The 23,736-nt window shown below is 65.4% G+C and carries 19 protein-coding genes; 12 read left to right on the forward strand and 7 right to left on the reverse strand.

What is annotated here, in order from left to right; translation table 11 throughout:
- Window positions 1-62: 62 nt before the first annotated feature.
- Both AABD04_RS21150 and AABD04_RS21155 read left to right on the forward strand, forming a co-directional pair.
- The gene (locus AABD04_RS21150; protein ID WP_341442335.1) at window positions 63-1,361 is read left to right on the forward strand and encodes a S1 family peptidase; all 1,299 of its coding nucleotides are present in this window, start codon (window positions 63-65) and stop codon (window positions 1,359-1,361) included.
- Window positions 1,362-1,449: 88 nt separating this feature from the next.
- Window positions 1,450-2,571: a S1 family peptidase gene (locus AABD04_RS21155; protein WP_341442336.1), complete on the forward strand. Its 1,122-nt coding sequence runs from the start codon at window positions 1,450-1,452 to the stop codon at window positions 2,569-2,571.
- On the opposite strand, the gene AABD04_RS21160 is transcribed toward AABD04_RS21155, so the two are convergent.
- Together AABD04_RS21160 and AABD04_RS21165 are read right to left on the reverse strand one after the other, a co-directional pair.
- Window positions 2,568-3,686: a GNAT family N-acetyltransferase gene (locus tag AABD04_RS21160; protein WP_341442337.1), complete on the reverse strand. Its 1,119-nt coding sequence runs from the start codon at window positions 3,684-3,686 to the stop codon at window positions 2,568-2,570. The genes AABD04_RS21155 and AABD04_RS21160 overlap by 4 nt on opposite strands.
- A 168-nt stretch (window positions 3,687-3,854) precedes the next feature.
- Entirely contained in the window at window positions 3,855-4,514 is a 660-nt protein-coding gene (locus AABD04_RS21165; protein ID WP_341442338.1) for an ammonium transporter, read from the reverse strand.
- Between the two features lie 567 nt (window positions 4,515-5,081).
- On the opposite strand from AABD04_RS21165, the gene AABD04_RS21170 reads away from it, so the two are divergent.
- From AABD04_RS21170 to AABD04_RS21180, 3 genes are all read left to right on the forward strand, one after another.
- Window positions 5,082-8,360: a (Fe-S)-binding protein gene (locus AABD04_RS21170; RefSeq protein WP_341442339.1), complete on the forward strand. Its 3,279-nt coding sequence runs from the start codon at window positions 5,082-5,084 to the stop codon at window positions 8,358-8,360.
- A 168-nt stretch (window positions 8,361-8,528) separates the two neighbouring features.
- Window positions 8,529-9,521, forward strand: coding sequence for a type IV toxin-antitoxin system AbiEi family antitoxin domain-containing protein (locus AABD04_RS21175; RefSeq protein WP_341442340.1), 993 nt, complete (start codon window positions 8,529-8,531; stop codon window positions 9,519-9,521).
- Window positions 9,522-9,610: 89 nt separating this feature from the next.
- Window positions 9,611-9,880 (forward strand): hypothetical protein, encoded by a 270-nt coding sequence (locus tag AABD04_RS21180; RefSeq protein ID WP_341442341.1) that lies wholly within the window; start codon window positions 9,611-9,613, stop codon window positions 9,878-9,880.
- Here AABD04_RS21180 and AABD04_RS21185 read toward each other — a convergent pair.
- Window positions 9,873-11,786 carry a dipeptidyl-peptidase 5 gene (locus AABD04_RS21185; RefSeq protein ID WP_341442342.1) on the reverse strand — a complete coding sequence of 638 codons (1,914 nt, stop codon included), beginning with the start codon at window positions 11,784-11,786 and terminating at the stop codon, window positions 9,873-9,875. The two genes, AABD04_RS21180 and AABD04_RS21185, sit on opposite strands and share 8 nt — an antisense overlap.
- Window positions 11,787-11,886: 100 nt before the next feature.
- On the opposite strand from AABD04_RS21185, the gene AABD04_RS21190 reads away from it, so the two are divergent.
- Window positions 11,887-12,114, forward strand: a complete 228-nt coding sequence (locus tag AABD04_RS21190; RefSeq protein ID WP_341442343.1) for a DUF3263 domain-containing protein — start codon at window positions 11,887-11,889, stop codon at window positions 12,112-12,114.
- Between the two features lie 7 nt (window positions 12,115-12,121).
- Here the strand turns inward: AABD04_RS21190 and AABD04_RS21195 are convergent, their stop codons facing one another.
- On the reverse strand, window positions 12,122-12,829 hold the full coding sequence (locus AABD04_RS21195; protein WP_341442344.1) for an SOS response-associated peptidase: 708 nt from the start codon (window positions 12,827-12,829) through the stop codon (window positions 12,122-12,124).
- Between the two features lie 87 nt (window positions 12,830-12,916).
- Here AABD04_RS21195 and AABD04_RS21200 point away from each other — a divergent pair, with 87 nt between their 5' ends.
- Together AABD04_RS21200 and AABD04_RS21205 are read left to right on the forward strand one after the other, a co-directional pair.
- The gene (locus AABD04_RS21200) at window positions 12,917-14,167 is read left to right on the forward strand and encodes a pyridoxal phosphate-dependent aminotransferase (RefSeq protein ID WP_032396087.1); all 1,251 of its coding nucleotides are present in this window, start codon (window positions 12,917-12,919) and stop codon (window positions 14,165-14,167) included.
- A 229-nt stretch (window positions 14,168-14,396) separates the two neighbouring features.
- On the forward strand, window positions 14,397-15,755 hold the full coding sequence (locus tag AABD04_RS21205) for a YibE/F family protein (protein ID WP_341442345.1): 1,359 nt from the start codon (window positions 14,397-14,399) through the stop codon (window positions 15,753-15,755).
- Window positions 15,756-15,826: 71 nt separating this feature from the next.
- On the opposite strand, the gene ald is transcribed toward AABD04_RS21205, so the two are convergent.
- Window positions 15,827-16,909: an alanine dehydrogenase gene (gene ald, locus AABD04_RS21210; protein ID WP_341442346.1), complete on the reverse strand. Its 1,083-nt coding sequence runs from the start codon at window positions 16,907-16,909 to the stop codon at window positions 15,827-15,829.
- 116 nt (window positions 16,910-17,025) lie between these two features.
- On the opposite strand from ald, the gene AABD04_RS21215 reads away from it, so the two are divergent.
- On the forward strand, window positions 17,026-17,550 hold the full coding sequence (locus AABD04_RS21215) for an Lrp/AsnC family transcriptional regulator (RefSeq protein ID WP_243608978.1): 525 nt from the start codon (window positions 17,026-17,028) through the stop codon (window positions 17,548-17,550).
- 6 nt (window positions 17,551-17,556) lie between these two features.
- On the opposite strand, the gene AABD04_RS21220 is transcribed toward AABD04_RS21215, so the two are convergent.
- Window positions 17,557-19,467, reverse strand: a complete 1,911-nt coding sequence (locus AABD04_RS21220) for an Hsp70 family protein (RefSeq protein WP_341442347.1) — start codon at window positions 19,465-19,467, stop codon at window positions 17,557-17,559.
- A 175-nt stretch (window positions 19,468-19,642) separates the two neighbouring features.
- Window positions 19,643-21,094, reverse strand: coding sequence for a hypothetical protein (locus AABD04_RS21225; protein WP_341442348.1), 1,452 nt, complete (start codon window positions 21,092-21,094; stop codon window positions 19,643-19,645).
- 252 nt (window positions 21,095-21,346) lie between these two features.
- Between AABD04_RS21225 and AABD04_RS21230 the strand changes: the two genes are divergently transcribed.
- The 3 genes from AABD04_RS21230 to AABD04_RS21240 are packed head-to-tail and all read left to right on the forward strand — an operon-like array spanning window position 21,347 to window position 23,710.
- On the forward strand, window positions 21,347-21,604 hold the full coding sequence (locus tag AABD04_RS21230; RefSeq protein ID WP_243608981.1) for an acyl carrier protein: 258 nt from the start codon (window positions 21,347-21,349) through the stop codon (window positions 21,602-21,604).
- Between the two features lie 4 nt (window positions 21,605-21,608).
- Window positions 21,609-22,763 (forward strand): acyl-CoA dehydrogenase family protein, encoded by a 1,155-nt coding sequence (locus tag AABD04_RS21235; protein WP_243596725.1) that lies wholly within the window; start codon window positions 21,609-21,611, stop codon window positions 22,761-22,763.
- The gene (locus AABD04_RS21240) at window positions 22,763-23,710 is read left to right on the forward strand and encodes an amino acid--[acyl-carrier-protein] ligase (protein WP_243596726.1); all 948 of its coding nucleotides are present in this window, start codon (window positions 22,763-22,765) and stop codon (window positions 23,708-23,710) included. The genes AABD04_RS21235 and AABD04_RS21240 overlap by 1 nt, the downstream gene beginning before the upstream one ends.
- Window positions 23,711-23,736 lie beyond the last annotated feature (26 nt).

The following is a 23,736-nucleotide window of genomic DNA, read 5'->3' on the forward strand; positions in this document are numbered from 1 at the left end:
TGATTCTGTGCCTCATGCCCTAAGGTGGGTCGCTGATGCCGAGCACCCGATGAAGGGATTTCATGCGTAACACCGGGGCCCTGCGCACCGCAGTACTGTGTTCGACGGCTTTCGTTCTTCTTGCTTCGTTCTCCGGAACAGCGGCAGCGGATCCTGTCGTCCAGTCAGCCGCCGATCAGCTTCCCCGAGAGCTCGTCGAGGCCGTGCAACGAGATCTGAAGATCTCCCCGCAGGAGTATCTCGATCGTGCTGCCCGCGCTCAGGAACTGTCCGCGTACGCATCGGACTTCCGGGCCAGCCGTCCCGCAGATTTCGCCGGTGCCTGGATCGGACCCGACGGCAATGCCGTTGTCGCCGTCACCTCGCCTGCCGCCGCGCAGGCCGTCGCCAAGGACGGATACGCCACTGCGCAGTCGCCGGTCTCGGCCGACGGACTCGAGAAGTCGCTGGCAGATCTCAACAGTTGGATCGCCGGTCTCCCTCGCGAGATCTCGGAGCAGATCAACGGAACCGCCATCGACTTCATCGACAACCAGATCGTCATCGATCTGGTGAACAGCCCGATCGGCAGCGCGCTGAATCTGCCGACCCTGCTGGCGAACATCAAGGTCATTCTGTCGCCCGGGGGAAACAAGCCGGTCGACCCGGCTCCGATGGGCGGCGACACATACGTCACCACCACCGGACCGATCGCCGACGCTCCGGCCACCGACATCAGCATCTGCTCGTTCGGCTTCAATGCCGTCGACTCCGCCGGTGCAGGCGTCAATCTCACTGCCGGCCACTGCAATCCCAACAAGGCCACCGGGTCCGGCGGCGCACCGGTCTACCTTCCCGATGCGGCCGACATCGCGCGCAGCACACAGATCGGGACATTCGACCGATCGAGTCTGGGCGCGGAGGACGGACTGGACTGGTCGGTCATCGCGCTCAACGACACCGGATTGGCGTCGGGACTGGACCGTCCCACCGTCCGTGGAGCCAACGGCAGCACGGTCACCGTCACCGGAACCGCCGCTCCCGTGATCGGAGCACCGGTCTGCAAGTCCGGGCAGTCCTCGTCGTTCACCTGCGGAGTGGTTGCGGCCGATCGCGTCGAGACTCAGCTCTACATGGAGGACGGCACCTCCCGCACCGTTCGCGGATTCGCCAGCACCGCATGCACTCTCGCGGGCGACAGCGGCGGGGCCATCGTGACCGGAACACTCGCACTCGGCATCACCAGCGGATCCAACAGCGGCGGCGCACCCGATTGCAACGAGGCGAACCTCGCGCTTGCGCAGTACGGCGGCACCGCCAGCCTGGGCATTCCCATCGACCAGGTCATCCGCGCGACCGGAGCAACGCTGCGAACCGAGTGAGCCTGGTACGCCGGGATCCACCCACCCCCTATAGTCGTACGACAGGGGTGAAGGGCATCACATCTCGATGCCCAGGGGAGAGGTTTCTATGCGTCGCCGAGCGTGCCGGCTGTCGATCGTCGCTGTTCCGTTTCTACTGACGATGGCCGTATCCGCGCCCACCGCGGTGGCCGATCCGGCTCCCGACTCGGTGCTGCCTGCGGCCCTGGCCGACGCTGTGGCCCGCGACCTCGGGCTCGATCCGCAGCAGTTTCTCGACCGAGCGGATGCGGCTCGGCGACTGGCCGAATTCATCGCCACCACCGGTTCCGACGCCGTCACGAACGCGTGGCTCGACGAGAACGGGCGTCCGGTGATCGCGGTGGCCGAGGGACCGACCCACGCCGATGTGGCCGACGCGGCCTCGGCCGGCGGTTTCGAGGTCGAAACCGCTCCCATCGAGATCCCGGGCACGGTTCTCGACGTCGTCCAACCTCTGGTGGACCTGCTCCCGTTCGACCCATCACCGATCGCAGGCCCGATTCGCCCGAGTTCGTATCTGGGCGGAGACAGCTTCCTCGCGGGCACGCCTGCCGGCCTCGGTCAGCGATGCTCACTGGGATTCAATGCCGTCGATCCAACCCACGGTTCGGTCAACATCACTGCGGGACACTGTAATCCGAACACCGCCGATACCGGTTCCGCAGCTCTGACGGGCGCATACCCGATGTACGGCAGTCTCGTCGGATCCAAGTTCGGCTCGTTCTACCGAACCAGCCAGTCGCACAACGACTATGCGTTGATCGATGTCGACGACGCCAACGTCGGCGAATTCGAGAGCAACGCCGTGCGAGTACCCGGGGCGGCACCCCTGCACGTCACCGGAACAGTGGATCCGATCGTCGGAGCACCGGTCTGCAAGTCCGGGTCCAGGACCGGTTTCAGTTGCGGCACAATTCTTTCCACGGGTCAGAACGTAACCCTGGGCGAGAACGTCTTCGATCGCAGCTTCTCCACCTCCATCTGCGCATTACGCGGAGACAGCGGTGGACCCATCGTCAGCGGCACCCTCGCCGTGGGCATCGCCAGCGCCTCGAATGTGGGCGATCAGCCATCGTGCGAAATCGCGATGGTGTTCAGCATGCTCCAGGGCCAGCGACCCGAACTGTTCGCCACCCCCATCAACGACGTCCTCGCCGACAACCCCGGTCTGACGATCCGGACCTCTTAGTTCGTGGACTGTCGTAGACGTGACAGCACCGCGTAGCCCACCTTCCGGGCATGCGCGAACCCGGGCGACAGCTCCCATCGACGCAGCAAGCCGACCAGAATCCGGGAACCCCTCGTGCGCGCGGGTACGCCCACCACGGCCAATACGTCGTAGGACGAGGTGGACCAGGACCTCTTGATGTCGTTGACACCGACGCCCAGGTCCAGCACGGTCACGTCGAGTTCGTCGTGCGTCTGCACGAACCATTCCATCATCTGATGCCCGGGTTGATACTTCGCAACCTCGGGATCGTAGTGCGTCAACCACGCTTCGAGCCGCGCCCCTGTACGAACGCAGATTTGCTGTGCCCGCCATTGCCCCTGGACGCTCACCCCGGAGAGAGCCAATCTCCCGGCCGCTGCCTCACGAGCCAGGAAGTCCTTGGCCGATGCCGAGGCGTCGGCGGGCGATTGCTCCGCAAGGTAGTCGGTACGGTCGGTCCGGTGGGTCGACGCGGCCGCCAGGCGAGAAATGTCTTCCCACCGTCGCTCGAAGTGCTCCGCGTCGCGGACGGTCTCGATCGTGAGGGGAGTTCCGGCCCGCTCGGCCTGACGTCTGTACTTCGCGAGCCGCTTCAGCGAATTTCGCCCCCGCACATGTCCAGCGATACTTCCCACCGGCACCTCGATCACCGGAACTCGCTCCCGCACGATCGACTCGGACCGCCACCGCGAGTGCGTACCGAGCGCCGCGACGGCAGTCCTGTCGTCGATCATCGAATCCGCGTAGAACAGCAGACCGCTGTCTTCGACGGCATCCCACAGGGCGTGAGACGACGCGTCGTCCTCGCTCAGCAATTCCGTCGGGACGCCTTGTCCGGCCCCCAGAATTTTCGCCACCTTCAGCGGACCCAGTCTCGTCACGAACATCGGGGCCAGAGCCACCAGACGCCCGCCCCGACGTATCTGCACGAAGACGAGCTCACTCCCCGCCGGTCGAGGAGCGTTCATCGCATAACTCGGACGGGAAGAGAAGACCGTGCCGACCCGCTCCGCCAGAGCATCCCACTCATCACGGAGCTCGTCGGTCAGCTTTCCGTCCATCACCCCGCAAACGGATGCACAGTCGGTTTTCATGACTTCCACGGTACGGAAAGTTCAGTAGGTGCGTGTAAACAAGCGTTCGACCTCTTTGTGCCGTAGACGTCCACGCTCGCCTCGACGGACCGAACTCGGTCGGTCACCCACACACAACGCACAGAGCCCGCACTCTCGACGAGTGCGGGCTCTGCGGGTTGCTGAAGGCTACTTGGCCCAGACCGTGGTGCCCGGTGCCGCGTTCAGCGTGTTGATCAAGTCGATTCCGGCAACCACGAGAGTGGGTCCGCCGGCGATGATGGTGCCGACGATGCCGCCGATGCCTGCACCGGTCACCACAGCCGGGATGACAGCGGGGCCGCCGATAATGCCGATGAGTCCCAAGCCAGCTCCGATGATGGTGCCGGTGAGTCCGCCGATCGCCGTCGCGATGCCGAGCTGCGACGAGAAGTTCTGCTGCGCCTTGAGGTTCTCCTCGGGCGAGGCGACGGTGGTTGCGCCTATGCTGCGTGAGTTGGCCGATGCCTTGGTGAAGTCGAGGTTCGGAACCAGACGCAGTGTCTTGCCGTCGTCGTCGACGTTCTGCTCGTACGGGAAGTTCAGTCCGCCGAGGTTGAACGACAGCGGAAGCGTCACGAGGGTGTTGTCGGCGGCGTCGAGGACGTCGACCGTCTTGCCGTCGTCGGCGACCTTGAAGACGCCTGCATCGATCGTGGTGACGATCGTGCGATCTTCGAGGTCGACGGTGTAGTTGGTGTCGCCGGGGGTCGCCTGCTCAGAAGGGGCCTGCGCGTAAGCGGTTCCGCTGGCCAGGCCCATCGCGACTGCGACGAGGGCCGATGTGACGACCAGTTTGCTGAGTTTCATGTAGAGCTGTTCCGTTTCTGTGATGTGCACGCTCGACGGTCCACCCAGACCCGTGAGCTCAAAGTCACCCCGATGACCCTTTTGCGACGTTCGATGCGACCGAAGTGTAGCGCACGAATCGGACCGTTCGTTGTCCTTTTGACACTGTCTCGAAACCCATTCGTTGTCAGCAGTCACAATATTACGATTCATGCAGCGCAGGGGGCATGAATCGCCATCCGACCGGCATCGCAGTTCGTTCGTCCGAATGACAGGCAGATGCACCGCGAAAAGCCGGCGCGGCACCTCACGGCCAGAGCTGCATTTCGGCTAAGTAAGGACTGCCTTCTCGACAACCCCCGAAGGCCCTACGCCTAACGTGATCCGGGAGACAACCTACTGACGAGTTCAGCCCACCCGTCGGACGGCCTCATTTCGACGCCCACCAGCGCCGCTCCACGCGATCGGTGTTAAGTTACCCACCAGTACAGAAGAATTGCTACTGGCGAGTAACATGGACCGTCATATGCTCGACGGGCTGAACCCGCGGCAGCCCTTCCAGCTGCCACCTGAACGAAAGGCCGCGACATGAACGCCCTGACGATCACGTTGGGCACAGTCGGTGCTCTGCTCAGCCTCGTATGTTGGTACGTCTTCATTCGCGGAGGCCTGCGGATGTTCAACATCGTGCGCCTCGGCCAGCCGGCACCCGACCGCTGGCGACCGATAGTCCCTCGCTTCAAGCAGATGGTCGTCGAGTTCCTGGCCCACACCAAGATGGTCAAGTTCCGCACCGTCGGCTGGGCGCACTGGCTGGTCATGATCGGTTTCATGCTCGGTGCCATTGTCTGGTTCGAGGCCTACGGTCAGACGTTCAACCCGGAGTTCCACTGGCCCATCGTCGGTGACACCGCGGCGTACCACCTCATCGACGAGCTGCTCGGACTCGGCACCGTCATCGGCATCACCACGCTGATCATCATTCGCCAGCTCAACCACCCGCGGAAGCCCGAGCGTCAGTCGCGCTTCGCCGGCTCCGGGTTCAAGGCCGCCTACTTCGTCGAGGCCGTCGTGCTCATCGAGGGCTTGGGCATGGTGTTCGTCAAGGCGGGCAAGATCGCCACCTACGGGCATGGAAACCCGTACACGGACTTCTTCACGATCCGCTTGGCCGAGCTGCTGCCCGCCAACTCGAACATGGTCGCGGTGTTCGCGTTCGTCAAGCTGATGTCCGGCATGATCTGGCTCTACATCGTCGGTTCGCGCATCAACTGGGGTATCGCGTGGCACCGCTTCACCGCGTTCCCCAACATCTACTTCAAGCGTATGGACGACGGCACCGTCGCTCTCGGCCCGGCCAAGCCCATGATGTCCGGCGGCAAGGTCCTCGAGATGGAAGAGGCCGACCCCGACGTCGATGCGTTCGGCGCAGGCAAGATCGAGGACTTCAGCTGGAAGGGCTGGCTCGACTTCACCACCTGCACCGAGTGTGGCCGCTGCCAGTCGCAGTGCCCCGCCTGGAACACCGGCAAGCCCCTCTCCCCCAAGCTGCTGATCATGTCGCTGCGCGACCACAGCCACGCCAAGGCCCCGTACCTGCTGGCCGGCGGCAAGAAGGACATGGCAGGCGACGAGGTCGGACTCGTCGACGCCGAGGGCAACGTCGACCAGAAGGCGCTCGACGCCATCCCGCAGAACGCTCGCGACGAGGCCGATCGCAAGCTCGTCGCCGACGCCATCGAGGGCGGCATCATCGATCCTGAGGTGCTGTGGAGCTGCACCACCTGTGGTGCCTGCGTCGAGCAGTGCCCGGTGGACATCGAGCACGTCGACCACATCATCGACATGCGCCGCTACCAGGTGCTCATCGAATCGGAGTTCCCGTCCGAGCTCGCAGGTCTGTTCAAGAACCTGGAGAACAAGGGCAACCCCTGGGGCCAGAACTCCAAGGACCGGCTCAACTGGATCAACGAGATGGACTTCGACATCCCGGTCTTCGGCCAGGACGCCGATTCGTTCCAGGACTACGAATACCTCTTCTGGGTCGGCTGTGCCGGTGCCTACGAGGACCGCGCGAAGAAGACCACCAAGGCCGTCGCCGAGCTGCTCGCCACCGCAGGCGTGAAGTTCATGGTGCTGGGCGCGGACGAGACCTGCACCGGTGACTCCGCTCGCCGCGCAGGCAACGAGTTCCTGTTCCAGCAGCTCGCGATGCAGAACATCGAAACGCTGAACAACGTGTTCGACGGCGTCGAGCAGACCAAGCGCAAGATCGTCGTCACCTGTGCCCACTGCTTCAACGCACTCGGCAACGAGTACCCGCAGGTCGGCGGTGATTACGACGTGGTGCACCACACGCAGCTGCTCAACCGCCTCGTGCGCCAGAAGAAGCTGATCCCGGTGGCCACCGTCGGCCAGGACATCACCTACCACGATCCGTGCTACCTCGGCCGGCACAACAAGGTGTACGACGCACCGCGTGAGCTCATGGCCGCGTCGGGCTCCAACCTCAAGGAGATGCCGCGTCACGGTGAGCGGTCCATGTGCTGTGGTGCCGGTGGCGCTCGCATGTGGATGGAAGAGAACATCGGCAAGCGCATCAACATCGACCGGGTCGACGAGGCGCTGGCCACCAACCCGAAGAAGATCGCAACCGGCTGCCCGTTCTGCCGCGTGATGCTCACCGATGGTGTCACCGCACGTCAGGAAGGCGGCGCACACGAGGGCGTCGAGGTCGTCGATGTCGCGCAGCTGATGCTCGAGTCGATCACCCGTGTCGAGTCCTCGGTACTCGGCGAGAACATCAAGGTCATCCCCCGTGAGCGCACTCCCGAGGAGAAGCTGGCCACCGAGAACGCTGCCGAGGTCGAAGAGGCCGAGCGCATCGCACCCGTCGAAGAGCCTGCCGAGGCGAAGTCCGCTCCGGCAGCTCCGGCTCCGAAGGCCGGCGGCGGACTGAAGATGAAGGGTCTGGCCAAGGCTCCGGGAGCCAAGGCACCCGGTTCGGCTGGAGCCACCGCCCAGCCCGACACTGCCGAGGCCGAGGCAGCCCCGAAACCCAAGGGACTCGGAATGGCCGGCGGCAAGGCACCCGGCGGCAAGGGTCTGCAGATGAAGGGGAAGGCACCCGGCGCGAAGGCGGCTGCACCTGCACCTGCCGACACTCCCGCCGAAGCTCCGTCTGCCGAGACCGCCGAGGCCTCGGAATCGACTCCGTCCGTCAAGCCCAAGGGTCTGGCAGTGAAGTCGGGCTTCAAGAAGCCGGGAGCCAAGGCACCGGGTAAGCCTGCCGAGGCCGATGCGGCTCCGGCATCTGCCCCGGAGACGAGCCAGTCTGCCGAATCGAGTGCTGCGGCAAGCGAATCCAAGCCGACCGTTCAGCCCAAGGGCCTGGCCGTGAAGTCCGGATTCAAGAAGCCGGGAGCCAAGGCGCCGGGTAAGCCTGCTGCCGAAGCGCCTGCGTCCGAGGCTCCTGCTGCTGAGGCACCGGCCGCCGAGGCACCGGTATCGGAAGAGCCCACCACCGAGGCTGCAGCGGAATCCAAGCCGACCGTCCAGCCGAAGGGTCTGGCCGTCAAGTCCGGATTCAAGAAGCCGGGTGCACGCACTCCCGGTGCTGCATCTACGGCGACACCGGCCGAGCCGAAGAACGCAGAGCCCGAGAAGGCCGAGCCGACTCCGGAAGCCGATGCATCTGCCGAGGCCCCGAAGTCCGAGGCACCGAAGGCTGAGGCGTCGGACACTGCAGCACCAGCGGCTGAGGCGTCGGACACTGCGGGTGAAGCCGACGATCGCACTCCACCCAAGCCGAAGGCCGGTGGACTCGGATTCGCTCCGGGAGCCAAGGTTCCGGGTCGCCGGAAGTAACCTCACACCCTTTTTACCGACTGCGCGCCCATGCTCACGTCAGAGCAGGGGCGCGCAGTCGTCAGTAGGGGTGTGCGGTCCCGGCACGAGTTATCCACAGGCAGCGAGTTATCCACAATCGGGCACGTGGGGCTTGTCGAAAGCGATTGCGCCCGAGAGCATTTCTCCATGACCCGCATCGTCTCGCGATCCGACGCACTCTCCCGCGGAATTTCCGACGCAGAGTTGCAGCGCTACTGCCGAACGCGAGCGTGGCGTCGACTCCGCCCCGGAAGGTTCGTCAGCAAAGACGAATTCGACGCACTGCCGAGGGAAGACAAGCATCGGGTCATCGCAGAGGCTGTGCTCGACGCAACCACCTCACCCGACGCAGTCGTCAGCCATGTGAGTGCGGCGGTCTTCCACGGTCTCGATGTGTGGAATGCCGACCTGAGCCGAGTGCACATCACGCGCAATCGTGCCCGCGGCGGCGGTCGTAGCAGCGCCGTTCGAGCGGTGCACACCTCGCCGTACACCGACGAAGAAGTTGTGGACTTCGACGGCGTGCGAGTCACGGCTCTCGCGCGCACCGTTGCCGATTGTGCCCGCTCACTCCCGTTCGAGACAGCCGTCTGTATCGCGGACTTCGCTGCCAGAACCCGTGGACTCACCACCGAAGATGTTCTCGCGGAACTGGATTCCTGCCCGAACCACCCGGGCAATCGGATGGCCCGTCGAGTCGCGGACTTCATGGACGGCCGGTCCGAGAGTGTCGGGGAATCCCGCGCCCGAGTAGTGCTGCACAGCCTGGGCTACACCCCACAGCTGCAGGTACCGATCACAGATTCCCGTGGGCTCGCCGGGCGCGTGGATTTCGATCTGCCCGACATAGAGACCGTGCTGGAATTCGACGGCAAGGTGAAGTACGGACGCTACGTGCCCGAGGGGAAGTCTGCGGCCGATGTGTTGTGGGACGAGAAGCGTCGTGAGGATCGCATTCGCGCCACCGGACGCCAGGTGGTGCGAATCGCCTGGTCTGACCTCGATCATCCTGCACTCGTCGATCGAATAATCCGCGATGCTGCCGACAGAGCCATGCGGCGCAACCGCGCGACCTTTCTACCGACTGCGTGCCCGTCGTCGCGTCGAAAGACAGGCGCGCACCCTGCACGAGCCGTGTGAGGTTGCCTCCGACCCCCTCGGAAGTAGCGGAATCGGACATCGTGAGTATGGTCGGAATCGCACGGCGTACCCGAGAAGTAGGAGCAGGCATGACCGACGACGCGGACAAGCTCTTTCGCCGCTACGACGAGTGGTGGACGGCTCTGTCACCGGACGACCGAGCGCACGTCGAACAGTGTTGCGAGTCCGGCCGCACCGACGAGCGCCTCTGCGCACTCATCCGCGAACACAACGGCCCGTCGAAGGCAGCGTTCGAGGCGGGCAGCAAATTGTCGGAGGGCAACAGCAAGTACTGCGCTATCCCCAGCGCGCTACTCGAGTTTCTCGAAGCGAAACGGGCGCATCCACCGCTCAGCTAGCGGGACGCCACAGCTGCAGCTCGGGGATTCCTGGCGGCGTGAATCCCATGACCTGGCCATAGAAGGACAGCTCGGCTTCTCGCGCGTTCACCTGCGTCTCCAGTTTGCGGAATCCGTGCGACTCGCCAGCGTAAGCCAGGTAGGCATGTGGTATTCCCTTCTCCACCATCGCATCTCGAAACCGCTCGGCCTGTGACGGCGGCACGATCGGATCGTCCAGCCCCTGCAACAACAGCACCGGGCAGGAGAGCCCATCCACGTTGTTGACCGGAGCGCGGGTGCGGTACAGGTCGATGGCCTCGGGCAGCGGTCCGATGAGCCCGTCGATGTAGCGGGACTCGAAGTCGTGGGTCTCGGCAACGAACAGCTCCAGCTCGGCAACGCCGAAGTACGAAGCGCCGCAAGCGAACACGTCGGAGGATGTCAGCGCAGCCAACACCGTCCACCCACCTGCGGATCCGCCTTCGATGGCCAACCGGTGCGGGTCGGCGAGTCCGCTGTCCGCCAACCCTTGCACCGCGGCAATGGTGTCTTCGACGTCGACCACTCCCCACTGCCCGCGCAGCCGGTTGCGGTATTCGCGGCCGTATCCACTGGACCCGCCGTAGTTCACATCTACGACGCCGATGCCGCGGCTGGTGAAGTAGGCGAACAACGGGTTCAGCGCGGGTGCGACGTGCGCAGTCGGACCGCCGTGGACGAACGCGACATACGGTGGGAGTTCGCCGTCGAGCCCTTCGTAGGATGGGTTGCGCGGCGCATAGGCGATGGCGTGCACCTCACGACTCGGTCCATGGAACGTCACCTGACGCCCCTCCGGCAAGTACGCAGCGTCGGGAACGGACTCGAAACCCGAACGCACAGCCGTCAATTCGCGAGATTCGAGGTCGAGGGTGAACAACCCGGCTGCAACGTGCGCTCCGCCGCACTTGATCAACACTGTCGAGCCGGAACGCCCACCGAGGCCCACCGATGTCACCCCGTCGAGCGCGATGTCGTCCAGTTCCCCGGACACTGGATCGAGAATCGCCAATGTGTCGGTGCCGACGGTCCGCACCGTGAGCAGCGTCCCGTCGTCGAGCACGGAATACCAGCTCGATCCCAGCCGCCACAGCGGAGCCCCGAAGTCGGCGTCGAGCTCCCGAAGCGGTGTGACCGACCCGTCGAGCGTGACCGAATACAGGTTCCACCAACCACTTCGGTCGCTGATGGCGTACAGCGATTCGTTGTCGATCCATTCCGGCTGCAACACCGATTCCTCGGTCGAACCGAGCAGCACCGTCCATGCGCCGGGATCGGCGAGCGACGCTACGCGCAGTTCCGTTCCGTCCCAGGGCATCTGCGGGTGGTTCCAGGCAATCCAGGCGATGCGGGCGCCGTCGGGTGACAGTCTCGGGAACGCAAGGAAGTCCGAGCCCGTCACCAACGAGCGCACTCCGCCGCCGCCGAGATCGATGGCCACGATGTCTCGGGACACCGCGCCCGCGTCGTGCATCTCGCGAACTGCGATGACGTCGGTGCCGACCACCGAGAGATCGGCGTACCGGATGCTCGACGCCACAGCCGGTTTCGGAGTCAGCGGCACGGGTGCGCCGCCGGGGGTGAGTCGGTAGACGCGTTGATCGGAGAACTCGGCGAACACCAGGTCGCCGTCTGCCGTCGCGGTCCAGGCTCCCCCGCCGTATTCGTGTACGCGGGTGCGGGCGTTGAACGGTGCGGGCAGGATGGGCTGCACTTCTCCGTCGGCATGGCGGCAGATGGCCGTCCGACCCTGTTCGGTGGGCCGCAGTTCCGACCACCAGATCTCGCTGCCGACGAAGCAACCACCCTCGACGGGGTGGCCCGCCGACGACAGATCTGCTGCGGTGATGGGCGAGGGCCAGGATCCGTAGGCGAGAGCAGTCACGGGTTCCACCCTAGTGAACTGACGTGCACGTAACGCGGTGTTCACCGCACCTTCAACCACGACCCGGATGATGGGTGACAAGCAGCACTAGGGGGACACCATGCGCCGGACCACTACCCACTCGGTGGACCACGAGATTCTGACATTCGGCCGAACCTGGCGTGGGTACGGCGGTGGTAGCGACGAGGACATCTACGTGGCGTTCGGCGTCGACGCGCGCACCTACTTCCAGCGACTGCGTCGCATTCTCGATTCACCGGTCGCCGAGGAACTGACCCCGGACGAGCGGGCCGCGATTGCCGACATCTGCCGAGCGCGACTCGCCTGAGACATCGCTACACCGGTGTCAGCAGCTCCGGGCTGTTGTTCTTCACGCTGTTCACCGCGGTGCTGACCTCGTAGGGCTCGAGCCGTGGTTCGGGGATCGCGGCCAGCAGGTCTCGAACGTCGCCGAGGTCCGTCACCGCGGGGTCGAGCCAGCTCGAACGGAGATCCGGCGGAAGCACGACCGGTGAGCGATCGTGAATGTGGCCGAGCGCATCGGCAGCCGGGGACGTGAGCACGGTGACCGACCAGACCCAGCGGTTCTCGTCGTCGTCGGCCTTGGTGGGATCTCGCCACAGCTCGTACAGGCCGGCCATCGCGAGCACGCCGTCACCGTCGTGCAGGAAGTAGGGCACCTTCGCGCCGTCGCGCTTCTCCCACTCGTAGTAGCCGTCGGCGGGGACGATGCATCGCCGACGGCTCGCTGCCTTCTTGAACGACGGTTTCTCGGTGATGGTCTCGGACCTGGCGTTGATCAGCCGGGAACCGATTTTTGCGTCCTTCGCCCACGACGGGATCAGGCCCCAGCGCACCGATCGCAGTTGCCGCACGGCGTCGGCCCCGGGTTCGTCCTTCGGTGCGCGCTCGAGCACCGTCCGGACCGTCTGGGTGGGGGCCACGTTGTACGAGGCCGGCACCTCCGCTCCGACGGTCTCGGCGATGTCGAACACCGCCTGCAGGTCGCTGTCACTCCGGGTACTGGCATACCGTCCGCACATGGAAGCAGATTGTTCCACCAACCACTGACATCCCGGGCGAAACAACCTCGTGGAATTACGTGGCACCCACCTGGCACGATGTGACGGGTGACCACTCCGCAGATCCACTCCCAGCCGCGTTACCGCACGTTGCAGCAGTCCACCAAGCTGCAGAACGTGCTGTACGAGATCCGCGGACCGGTACACGCCCACGCCGCCCGTCTCGAGGCCGAGGGGCACCGCATCCTCAAGCTCAACATCGGTAACCCGGCACCCTTCGGGTTCGAGGCCCCCGACGTGATCGTGCGCGACATGATCGCGGCGCTGCCGGTGGCCCAGGGGTACTCCGAGTCCAAGGGCATCCTGTCGGCCAGGCGAGCCATCGTCACGCGCTACGAACTCGAGCCGGGCTTCCCCGAGCTCGACGTCGACGACATCTACCTCGGCAACGGGGTGTCCGAGCTCATCACGATGACGATGCAGGCATTGCTCGACGACGGTGACGAAGTACTGATCCCGGCGCCGGACTACCCGCTCTGGACGGCGATGACGACGCTGTCCGGCGGCAAGGCCGTGCACTACATGTGCGACGAGGAGAACGGGTGGAATCCCGATCTGGCCGACATCGAGTCCAAGATCACCCCGAAGACCGTCGCGCTGCTGGTGATCAACCCCAACAATCCGACGGGTGCGGTGTACTCGAAGGAGGTGCTACAGGGCATCGTCGATCTGGCGCGCAAGCACCAGCTGCTGCTGCTCGCGGACGAGATCTACGACCGGATTCTCTACGACGACGCAGAGCACACCTCGCTGGCGAGCCTGGCTCCCGACCTGCTCTGCCTGACGTACAACGGACTCTCCAAGGCGTATCGAGTGGCCGGCTACCGCGCCGGATGGCTCGCGATCACCGGACCGAAGGCGCACGCCGCAGGTTTCATCGAGGGCATCGACCTTCTCGCGTCGACCCGACTGTGCCCCAATGTGCCTGCGCAACATGCCATTCAGGTCGCACTCGGCGGGTATCAGAGCATCGAGGATCTGATCCTGCCCGGCGGCCGTCTGCTCGAGCAGCGTGACGTCGCGTGGGAGAAGCTCAACGCGATTCACGGCGTCTCGTGCGTCAAACCGCGGGGTGCGCTGTATGCGTTTCCGCGGCTCGATCCCGAGGTGCACGAGATCTACGACGACGAGAAGCTCGTCCAGGATCTGCTGCTGCAGGAGAAGATCCTGGTGGTTCAGGGGACCGGCTTCAACTGGCCGGGCCACGACCACGTGCGCATCGTGACGCTGCCGTGGGCACGAGACCTGGCCGTGGCGATCGAGAGGTTCGGAAACTTCCTCGCGTCGTACAAGCAATGAGCCGCGAAGTTACCGTCAAGTAGTTGAAAGTGACGCACAAAACATCGGGGCGGTCCCGCCTGAACGACGAATGATCTGTACATTGGCGGACGGCACTTCGGTGCCCGCGAGCCCTGGTCGTACCCCTCCCCCCCGGGTCGGTCAGGTGGTGGCGGGGGACGCCCCCCCTGCTCCCCGCCACCGAGCTCCTCGCATCGGCCACCATCCCGGCCCGTACTAGCCTTGCACCGTGGAACCACACGGCACGTCTCCCGATGGCAACAGGCCAAGCCTCGACGCTTACGCGGGTCATGGACACGGGCACGGCCACAGCGATACTCCGGCTCCGTTGGGACCGGTGGCGGCCAAGGTCGTCGTCGGACTGTTGGTTGCCATCGCCATTGCCGTGATCGGCGGTGCCATCGCCTTGTGGCCCAGCCAGCAGAGTGTCGACATCCCACTGCCGTTCCAGACCTCAGGCGGCGGTGCGGTGTCCACCGAGGCCGGCACCATCACCTCGCAGAGCATCGGGACCTGCGGAAGTCCCGACGCAGGCAGAGCGTTCACCGGAGAACCGACACCTCCGGTCAACGACTCGTACGAATGCCAGCGCAGCATCGTAGACATCACCACCGGCGAGGACGCAGGCAAGAGGACGGTACTCGAGATCGCGCCGGGCCCCGGCCAACCGACGCTGAGCGCAGGCGAGGACATCCGGCTCGTTGTCCAGACCGACCCGTCGGGAGGAGTCCGCTACTCCTTCAACGACTACTCCCGAGGGCTGCCGCTGGCGCTGATCGTCGGCGTGTTTGCCGTGGTCATCTGCGTCGTCGCCCGTTGGCGGGGGTTCCGCGCACTGGTCGGCCTGCTTCTCGCGTTCGCGGTGCTGGTGGTGTTCATGCTGCCCGCCCTGCTCGACGGCGCACCCGCCATTCCCGTCGCCCTCGTCGCCGGTGCGGTGATCCTCTATGCCGTGCTGTATCTGGCGCACGGGGTGAATCTACGCACCAGCTCGGCGCTGCTGGGCACGCTCACGTCGATGGCCCTGGCGGCAGTGCTGTCCTACGTCGCGATCCGCATGACCCATCTCACCGGGTTGTCCGAAGAGCAGAACACCGCCGTGCAGACGTACATCGGCAATGTCAGTGTCACCGGCCTGCTGCTGGCCGGGTTCATCATCGGTTCGCTCGGAGTGCTCAACGACGTGACGATCACGCAGGCGTCGGCGGCCTTCGAGCTCGCCTCGGTGGACGAGACGGCGACGCGGCGCGAGATCTTCACCGCCACGATGCGGGTGGGACGTGACCACATCGCCAGTACCGTCTACACCCTCGTGCTCGCCTACGCCGGTGGCGCGCTACCGCTGCTGTTGCTGTTCAGCGTCGCCGACCGGTCCATCCAGGACGTGCTCACCGGCGATTCGGTGGCCATCGAGATCGTCCGCTCCGCGGTGGGCGGCGTCGCGCTGGCTCTCTCGGTCCCGCTGACCACGGCCATCGCCGTGCTGCTCGCGCGTCCCATCACCGTGGGTGGGCCCTCCAACCGAGCACAGCGCCGGGCCGCGGCACCGGCCCGCAAGACCCGGGGCTCGGGCCGGCACAGCGCGTAGTGCGGCTTCGCCGCATGTGAGCAGAACTTCGTAGCAGGGGCCGAACTTCCGTGCACATGCGGCGAAGCCGCTCAGGCGAATGCAGCGGCGACGGTCTCCGAGAGCAGAGCGCCGTTGTGGGTGCTCAGTCCCGCCTTCAGTCCCGGGTCGGCCTCGCAGGCAGCTTCCCAACCCTTGTCGGCCAGTGCGACGACGTACGGCAAGGTTGCGTTGGTGAGCGCGTAGGTGGAGGTCCGCGGCACGGCACCGGGCATGTTGGCGACGCAGTAGAACACCGACTCGTGCACCTTGTACGTGGGGTCTGCGTGCGTGGTGGCATGCGAATCCTCGAAGCAGCCCCCCTGATCGATGGCGATGTCGACCAGAACCGAACCCGGCTTCATCCGCTGAACCAGACTGTTGGACACCAGCTTCGGCGCTTTGGCTCCGGGCACCAGCACGGCACCGATGACCAGATCCGCTGCGAGAACCGCCTGTTCGAGTTCGTATGCGTTCGACACCAGCGTCTTGACGGCACCGCGGTACTGATCGTCGATGGCGCGTAGCGCTTTCACATCGAGATCGAGCACGGTGACGTCGGCGTGCATGCCGAAAGCGATTGCGGTGGCATTCCTTCCGGACACGCCGGCTCCGATCACCACGACGTTGGCGGGGCGCACTCCGGGAACTCCACCCATGAGAACTCCGCGACCGCCTTCACTGGACATCAGGTGGTAGGCACCGGCCTGGGGCGCGAGGCGTCCGGCAACTTCGCTCATCGGCGCGAGCAGCGGCAGCGAACCGTCTGCAGCAGTGACGGTTTCGTATGCAATGGCAGTGGTGCCCGACTCCAGCAGCGCATCGGTGCACGCTTTCGAGGCGGCGAGATGCAGGTACGTGAACAGCACCTGCCCCTTGCGCAGGCGTGAATACTCTTCGGCGATGGGCTCTTTGACCTTGAGCAGCAGATCAGCGGTCTCCCAGACCTCGGCGACGTCGGTGAGGATCTGCGCGCCGGCGGCCTTGTAGTCGGTGTCGGTGAACGACGATCCGGCCCCTGCCTCGGTTTCGATGATCACTTCGTGTCCTCGCGAGACCAGTTCGTGCACGCCCGCCGGGGTGATGGCCACCCGGTATTCGTGGTTCTTGATCTCGCGTGGAATTCCGATCTTCATGACGGCCTCCTCGATGCTGGGCGATGGGAGCCGTGGCCCCACCGGTTGTAGGCCAACTATGAATTATCTACGAAATACCCGCAACGGATGTGAACATAATTCTGTAGACTCCCGGAATGGTCAGCAATAGTTCATTCGAGACGGGCGACACGGGGCACCAGCCGAACGATGTTCGGCCCATCCCCCTGGATCGCATCGACCACATCCTGCTCGACGAGCTACGCCGCGACGCTCGAACACCCAACAACGCTCTCGCTGCGGCTGCCGGGATTGCGCCGTCCACTGCCCTGGGGCGGGTGCGCGCCCTCGTCGAACGCGGGGTCATTCGCGGCTTTCACGCCGATATCGACCCCGAGGCTCTCGGCCAGGGCATCCAGGCCATGATCTCGGTCCGGCTGCAAGCAGATGCTCGACGACGCATCAGCGAATTCGGATCCAAGATCGCCTCACGGAAAGAGACGTTGAACATCTACTTCATTGCCGGTGCCGACGATTTCCTGGTGCACGTCGCCACCGTCGACACCGCCACGCTGCGTGACTTCGTCGTCGAGAACCTCAGCGCCGACCCGGCCGTCGCCGCCACCGAGACCATCCTCATCTTCGAGCACATACGACCGCGAAATACGCACGCGGACAAGTAGATTCGATCAGGGAGCGGGTGGAATGAGCGGAGGGAACACCGGCAACGTGAAGTCGGGAAGGCCCGGGATCAGCGGCGGTGGCTGCTGCGTCGTCGGAGGAACGGACTCGACGGGTGGCGGCGGCGGTGCCGGTTCGGCCGTGGTCGTCGTCGGCTCCGGCGTCCACGGCTCCTGGTAGACCTCAGTCTCCGGTGGCACCGTGGTCGGCTCGACGGCGGTCTCCGGTGCGGGCGGCGGCAGGACCGGCGCAGGGATCACCGGCGTCGGCGGCGCGGTGGTGACGGCCGGAGCGTCGGTCTGGGTGCGACTGACCGAGGTGTCGACCACCTGCGGTGCGTTCTGCTGGGTGAGCATGAAGCCGGATACGCCGACCACTGCAGCCAGACCGAGCGCTAGGACACCGCCGGTTCGGAGCCTCCGTCGCGCCCGCGTGCGATCGTCTTCGCCGTCGTCGTCGTCGTAATCGGCATCGAGCCAATAGACGTTCTTCAGCTGGAACGGCACGGGCTTGCCGTCGTCTGCAGCAGAATCGGTGCCGATCGTCGATGTGGGTGTCTGCGTAACAGTCTCTGCTACAACAGGATCGGATGCAGCAGACCCTGATGCAACGGTGGCGGCCACCTCGGGCACCGTGGCCGAGTTCTCCGCAGACCGCTCCCCCGTGTTCGAGCTCAACGCAACGACCTCCCCGTCGACCCGCGCCCCCTGCACATGGTCGTCGAGAACATCATCCACTACCGGCAGCGGCGATTCCGAATCGACGGAGACAGAATCGGAAGATTCGACAGGATCGGTGAATCTCGAGGACTCGAAACCGCCCGCCGCGGTCTCGGCCGGGGCGTCAGCACCCGCCGGGGCCGACGCGATCCAGGGACGAGCCGGAACCGGTCGGCCGGGGGCAGACGGCGGAGAAGGCAACGGGGCCGGCGGACGCACCCGCGAGCCGGGTTCGGCCACGATCGCCGCGGCAGGGTTCACGGTGTCCGCGAACGGGCGATTCGCACGGGGACTTCCCTGCGCTCCGGTTCGCGTCCGCGAGTGCGGCCGAGCCGCAAGCGCTGCTCCACGTGCCGCAACGGTCTCGGGTTCGGTCGGAACGAGAGCCGGGAGCTCGAGCAGCGGGCCGACGCGATTCTGCACGATCGGCATGCGCGCTCCACCGCCGATCAGGACGACCGCATCGATGGGTACGTGTGCGCCGATCATCACTCCGCGCGCGAACTCGATGGCTTCGTCCACCAGGTCGGTGATGAGCAACTCGAAGTTCTCACGCGAGAGCAGGATCATGCCGCTCGCATCCGGCAAGCACACCGCGTCCTGGGTGGACAGGCGTTCCTTGGCGATGCGGCAACGCTTCTCGAACAGCGGCATGTCGGGGTCGGTCGGGTTCTTCCCGAGGCGGCGGAGCTGGTTGTTGCGCACGTAGGCGTCGAGCAGATCTCCGCTGTACTCGCCCGAACGCTGCGAGGCGACGACGGTTCGCTGCACCAGGTCCACGACGCTGACGGTCAACCCGGAGCTGCCGAGGTCGAACAGGGCGACAGAACTGCAGTTGCGGGCCTCGCCCGTCGCCGCGAGGTACTCGACGACAGCTTCGACCTCATGCACGAGGTGGTAGTTGTGCAGGTGCGCACCGGCGAGGGCCGCCTGCAGCGCGTCGGCCTGGCGCGGGTCGCGGTACGCGACACCGGTGGCGAGCTCGGGCTCGGTTTCGGCCGCGGCACCGATCGATTCGACAGCCAGGTGCGGGAGGTCTCCCCCGACGCTGTCGATGACTTCGTTGCGGAAGAACAGCGGCCGTTCGATGTCGCTGACCAGGCCGGAGGGGTCGGCGGCCGGTGCCCCGAACTGTTCGGCCCTGGGCTGCGCCGTGCGCACGGCTCGGGTCCCCATGGACACCCCAAGCAGCACAGTCACGGTGGTCGGCCTCACTTCGATCGGCAAATGTTTTCGGACGCGATACACCTCGTCCAGTGCGCCAGGCTACCGCCTCGGATCGATCGACGGGTCGCGCGCCCCGAAGGTGCACGCCCTCGCATTCGTCGAAACCTGTCCGACTCCCCGCCCGGCCGGCCCGATCCGAACCTGCGGTCTACTCCGGAACCACCGAATCGACGGACGGTCGGTACAACTCACCGCTGTACTCGAAGGTCCGCTCGTACAGGTCGGCATCGGACAAGCGGGCCGGCCCGAGGACCGGAAGCTCGACGGGACCGGGAGCAGCCGCGTCGGTGGACTCTGCCGCAGCAGAGAGCGCGGCGGCGAACGTGGAATCGATGGGTATCTGCTCGTCGATCAGCGGCGTGGGCGGCGGAGTGTTGCCTCGGGTGTAGACCAGCCCCACCACTGCCACGATCATCAGAACCACGGTGGCGAGCACGGATGCGTCGCGCACCCGCCAGGTCCGCGAGCCACGGCGAATCGGTTCGGCGACGACACCCGGCTCGGGCACCTCGGGTGCGAGAACTTCCGGTGCAAGCACCTGGGGTTCGAGCACCGTGGGCCGCGCAGACACTTCGTCGTCGAAATCGTGTTCCGCGAGATCGGGTTCCGCAAGATCGACGTCCGAGACGGCCGGGTGGATCGCGAGATCCTCGACCGCGAGTTGGTCGACGGTCAGGCCGTCGACCATCCACTCCTCGACCGTGCCGAAGCCTGTTGCGTCGGGTGCGACATACGTCTCGGGCGCATCGAGCAGTTCCGACGCATCGTCGGGGACGGTGATGATTCCCACATCCGCGTCGAGCGCGGCCACGGGTGGCCTTTCGTCGAGCGCAGCACCTGTGGCGACGGCCATTGCGGGTGCGTCGGGCACGTGGACGGCAACGTTCCACTTGTCTTCGATGATGGTGCGCACTGCGGGGATGGCGGCGCCGCCGCCGATCAGCAGCACCGCGTCGGGTGCCTGCTTGGAGGCCCAGTCCAGAGCGTCGGAGACGAGCGGGGTGATCTCGCGCTCGAATTCCTTGCGGCTGAGCAGCATCGGGCCGCGGTTCGGTGCCCTGACGCCGACCGACGAGCTCACCAGCTCCTTGAGTTCACGGAAGAACGCCTGGTATTCCTCGTCGCCCTCGGGCCCTATCGGTGCAGGCAGAATGCCCTTGGCCATCACGATGCCTCGGACCACCTCGTCGAAGCGGTCACCGCTGATGTCCACGGTGCGCGCAGTCCACTCGACGTACTCGCCCGCAACATCGAGTGCGGTCGCCGAAAGCCCCTTCTTGCCCAGGTCCACGACCAGGACGTAGTCCTTGTCTTCCAGTTCCGGAACCGTCCGGGCGTACGCGAGCAGGGCGTGGGACTCCTCGACCATCCGAGCCCTCGGCACGGTGCCGTCACCGAGGGTCTCCAGCAACGCCGTGACGGCTGCGGTATCCCATCCGGCCAGGACGATGTCCTCGAACGGCCCGAGGTCGACGAGCTTGCCGGGCAGCAGGTCGTGTGCCCCCTCGGCGTCTATGGAGTCCTCGACACGGCGGCCGTCTGCGACGTACGCGATGCGCACTGCACCGGTACCCACGGACACCCCGCAGATTCCACCCATCGACCAGACAGTCCTTCGCAACATTGTGTTTCGACGCCCGATCCGGCGTCCGTACGAGCCCCCGCTCCACTCGAAGTGTACGGCGACCGAAATACCGACAAAGGCATCGGAGGTAACGCTACTAAACAATCTGCGATATTGTTTAGAAGGGTCTGGGGAGACTTAGGGTCGAGTAGGCGCGCTGTCGGCCGACCCTGAGTCGACGACGAGGCCGTCCGGTCTCGTGGTTAACGCGATCGGTGGAGGTTTTCGATGCAGACGCTCAATGCGCACGACGTGGTCAGAGTGCGAACCGTTCTGGAGAAATTCGGAAAGCTGCCGGTCCCCGTGGAGGGCATCGACGAAGCTGCCGATCTCTACGACAGCGGCCTCACCTCGCACGCCAGCGTCAACGTCATGATCGCGCTCGAGGACGAGTTCGACGTCGAGTTCCCCGACACCATGCTGCAGAAGTCGACGTTCGGCTCCATCAACGCGATCTCCGCGGCCATCGCCCAGCTGACGGATTGAAGCCATGACCACCGTCTACGAGAGCTCGATCGACCAGTCGATGACCGACGTGCTGGCCGTACTGCGGACCTATGCCGACGAGGTCGACCGCGACGCCCGTTTCCCCACCGAATCGGTGGAGGCGCTACGCGACGCCGGCCTGCTCGGGGTCGGAATTCCGCGGGAGTTCGGCGGGGGTGGCGCGACACTGACCGACATAGCCAGGATCTCGCGCGCCCTCGGTGCCGAGTGCGCGTCGACGGCGATGATCTTCGTGATGCACCAGTCGCAGGTGCTGAGCATCGTCCGCCACGGCAAGTCCGACGCCATGGCCGACCTGCAACGGCGCATCGTGACCGATCGCATTCTGGTGGCGTCGGCCACCACCGAGATCAACATCGGCGGCGACGTTCGCTCGAGCAGTTGTGCGGTGGAGTACGACGGCGAGCAGATCACGCTGAGCAAGAACGCACCGGTCATCTCCTACGGCGAGTACGCGCAGATCGTGTTGGCGACCGCGCGGCGAAGTGTCGACAGCCCACCGAGCGATCAGGTGCTCGTGGTGTGCGAGAAGCCCGATGTGACGTTGGAGAAGACCGGCACCTGGGACACCCTCGGTTTCCGCGGCACCTGCAGCCCCGGCTTCATGCTGGCCGCTCGCACGACGACGTCGAACATTCTGGGCGACAACTACGGCGACATCTCCGCGCAGACCATGCTGCCGGTGGCGCACGTGTTGTGGGGATCGGCGTGGCTCGGCATCGCGGACGCGGCCGTCACCAAGGCGCGCAAGTCCGTACAGAAGGCCGCGCGGAAGACACCGGGAACGCCGCCGCCGAGCGCATTGCGTCTGGCGGAGTTGACGGTGGTGCACGAGCAGCTCGTGGACACAGTGTTCGGTGCCGCTGCCAAGTTCGAGGCCGTCGCAGACAGTCCGGCCGAGCTCGGAGCCATCGGCTTCGCGCTCAAGATCAACAACGTCAAGGTCACCGCCTCGACGCTCGTCATCGACATCGTCGGCAAGGCACTGCAGATCTGCGGCATCTCCGGCTACCGACAGGACGGCGAGATGAGCATCGGCCGTCATCTCCGCGACGCGCACGGGTCCGCGATCATGGTCAGCAACGAACGCATCCTGGGACACAACGCCCAGCTCTCCCTCGTCTACAAGGGCAAGTGATGACTACCACCCACTCCGCACCGGAGACCGAACTCAGCGAACTCGATTCCGCCCGAGCGGCTTTCCGCGCCGAGCTCATCGACGCCGGTCTGTTGGTACCCAGCTCGATTCCCGGGTTGTACGGGCGCAGCGGTGAATTCGAGGACATCATCGAGTTCGTCGATGCCCGTGTCACCGAGGCCGGGCTGGCCGAACACGGCCGTCAGGCAACGCGGTTCCGGTTCGCTCCCGTATTTCCACGGGAAGCGTTCGAGCGCACCGACTACATCGCGTCGTTCCCCAACCTCACCGGTGCCATCAACACCTTCGAGGGCGACAACAAGGAACACGCGGCGTTGTTGGCAGAGAGATCCGACGGCAAGGACTGGGATCACTTCCTCCACTCCGCAGGCACCATGCTGGTCTCGGCCGCCTGCCACCCGTCGTACTCGATGCTCACCGGCACACTGCCTGCCGAGGGCACGCTGATGGACATCTACGGCTACTGCTTCCGGCACGAGCCCGCGGTGGATCCGGCTCGGATGCAAGCGTTTCGGATGCACGAGTTCGTACGGGTCGGCACCCCCGACGAGGCGATCGCGCACCGCGAACGCTGGGTGCCGCGCGGCCTGCAGGTACTGGCCGATCTGGGATTGGAAGCCGAGGCGGTCATCGCCAACGATCCGTTCTTCGGTCGCGCCGGACGCATGCTGGCGGCGAACCAGCGCAACGAGAACCTCAAGACCGAACTGGTCGTCAAACTCTACGGAGATCTCGACGACGGCACCGCGGTGGTCTCGTGCAACTGCCACCGCGATCACTTCGGGCACACCTTCGACATCTCCACCGTCGACGGCGAGCCCGCCCACAGCGCGTGTGTCGGGTTCGGCATGGAACGCATCGCCCTGGCACTGCTCCGCACCCACGGACTCGATCGTTCGGCCTGGCCGGCTGCACTGCGCCACTGATCGTTGCCGCTTCACCCGTGTACACA

The sequence above is a fragment of the Rhodococcoides navarretei genome, from assembly GCF_038069675.1.
In the GTDB taxonomy this organism is placed as follows: domain Bacteria; phylum Actinomycetota; class Actinomycetes; order Mycobacteriales; family Mycobacteriaceae; genus Rhodococcoides; species Rhodococcoides navarretei.

Coding starts and splice junctions, on each gene's coding strand:
- AABD04_RS21150 (WP_341442335.1), top strand. CDS start 63: ATGCGTAACACCGGGGCCCTGCGCACCGCAGTACTGTGTTCGACGGCT.
- AABD04_RS21160 (WP_341442337.1), bottom strand. CDS start 3,686: ATGAAAACCGACTGTGCATCCGTTTGCGGGGTGATGGACGGAAAGCTG.
- AABD04_RS21170 (WP_341442339.1), top strand. CDS start 5,082: ATGAACGCCCTGACGATCACGTTGGGCACAGTCGGTGCTCTGCTCAGC.
- ald (WP_341442346.1), bottom strand. CDS start 16,909: ATGAAGATCGGAATTCCACGCGAGATCAAGAACCACGAATACCGGGTG.
- AABD04_RS21215 (WP_243608978.1), top strand. CDS start 17,026: ATGGTCAGCAATAGTTCATTCGAGACGGGCGACACGGGGCACCAGCCG.
- AABD04_RS21195 (WP_341442344.1), bottom strand. CDS start 12,829: ATGTGCGGACGGTATGCCAGTACCCGGAGTGACAGCGACCTGCAGGCG.
- AABD04_RS21240 (WP_243596726.1), top strand. CDS start 22,763: ATGACTACCACCCACTCCGCACCGGAGACCGAACTCAGCGAACTCGAT.
- AABD04_RS21225 (WP_341442348.1), bottom strand. CDS start 21,094: ATGGGTGGAATCTGCGGGGTGTCCGTGGGTACCGGTGCAGTGCGCATC.
- AABD04_RS21155 (WP_341442336.1), top strand. CDS start 1,450: ATGCGTCGCCGAGCGTGCCGGCTGTCGATCGTCGCTGTTCCGTTTCTA.
- AABD04_RS21165 (WP_341442338.1), bottom strand. CDS start 4,514: ATGAAACTCAGCAAACTGGTCGTCACATCGGCCCTCGTCGCAGTCGCG.
- AABD04_RS21230 (WP_243608981.1), top strand. CDS start 21,347: ATGCAGACGCTCAATGCGCACGACGTGGTCAGAGTGCGAACCGTTCTG.
- AABD04_RS21190 (WP_341442343.1), top strand. CDS start 11,887: ATGCGCCGGACCACTACCCACTCGGTGGACCACGAGATTCTGACATTC.
- AABD04_RS21235 (WP_243596725.1), top strand. CDS start 21,609: ATGACCACCGTCTACGAGAGCTCGATCGACCAGTCGATGACCGACGTG.
- AABD04_RS21175 (WP_341442340.1), top strand. CDS start 8,529: ATGACCCGCATCGTCTCGCGATCCGACGCACTCTCCCGCGGAATTTCC.
- AABD04_RS21180 (WP_341442341.1), top strand. CDS start 9,611: ATGACCGACGACGCGGACAAGCTCTTTCGCCGCTACGACGAGTGGTGG.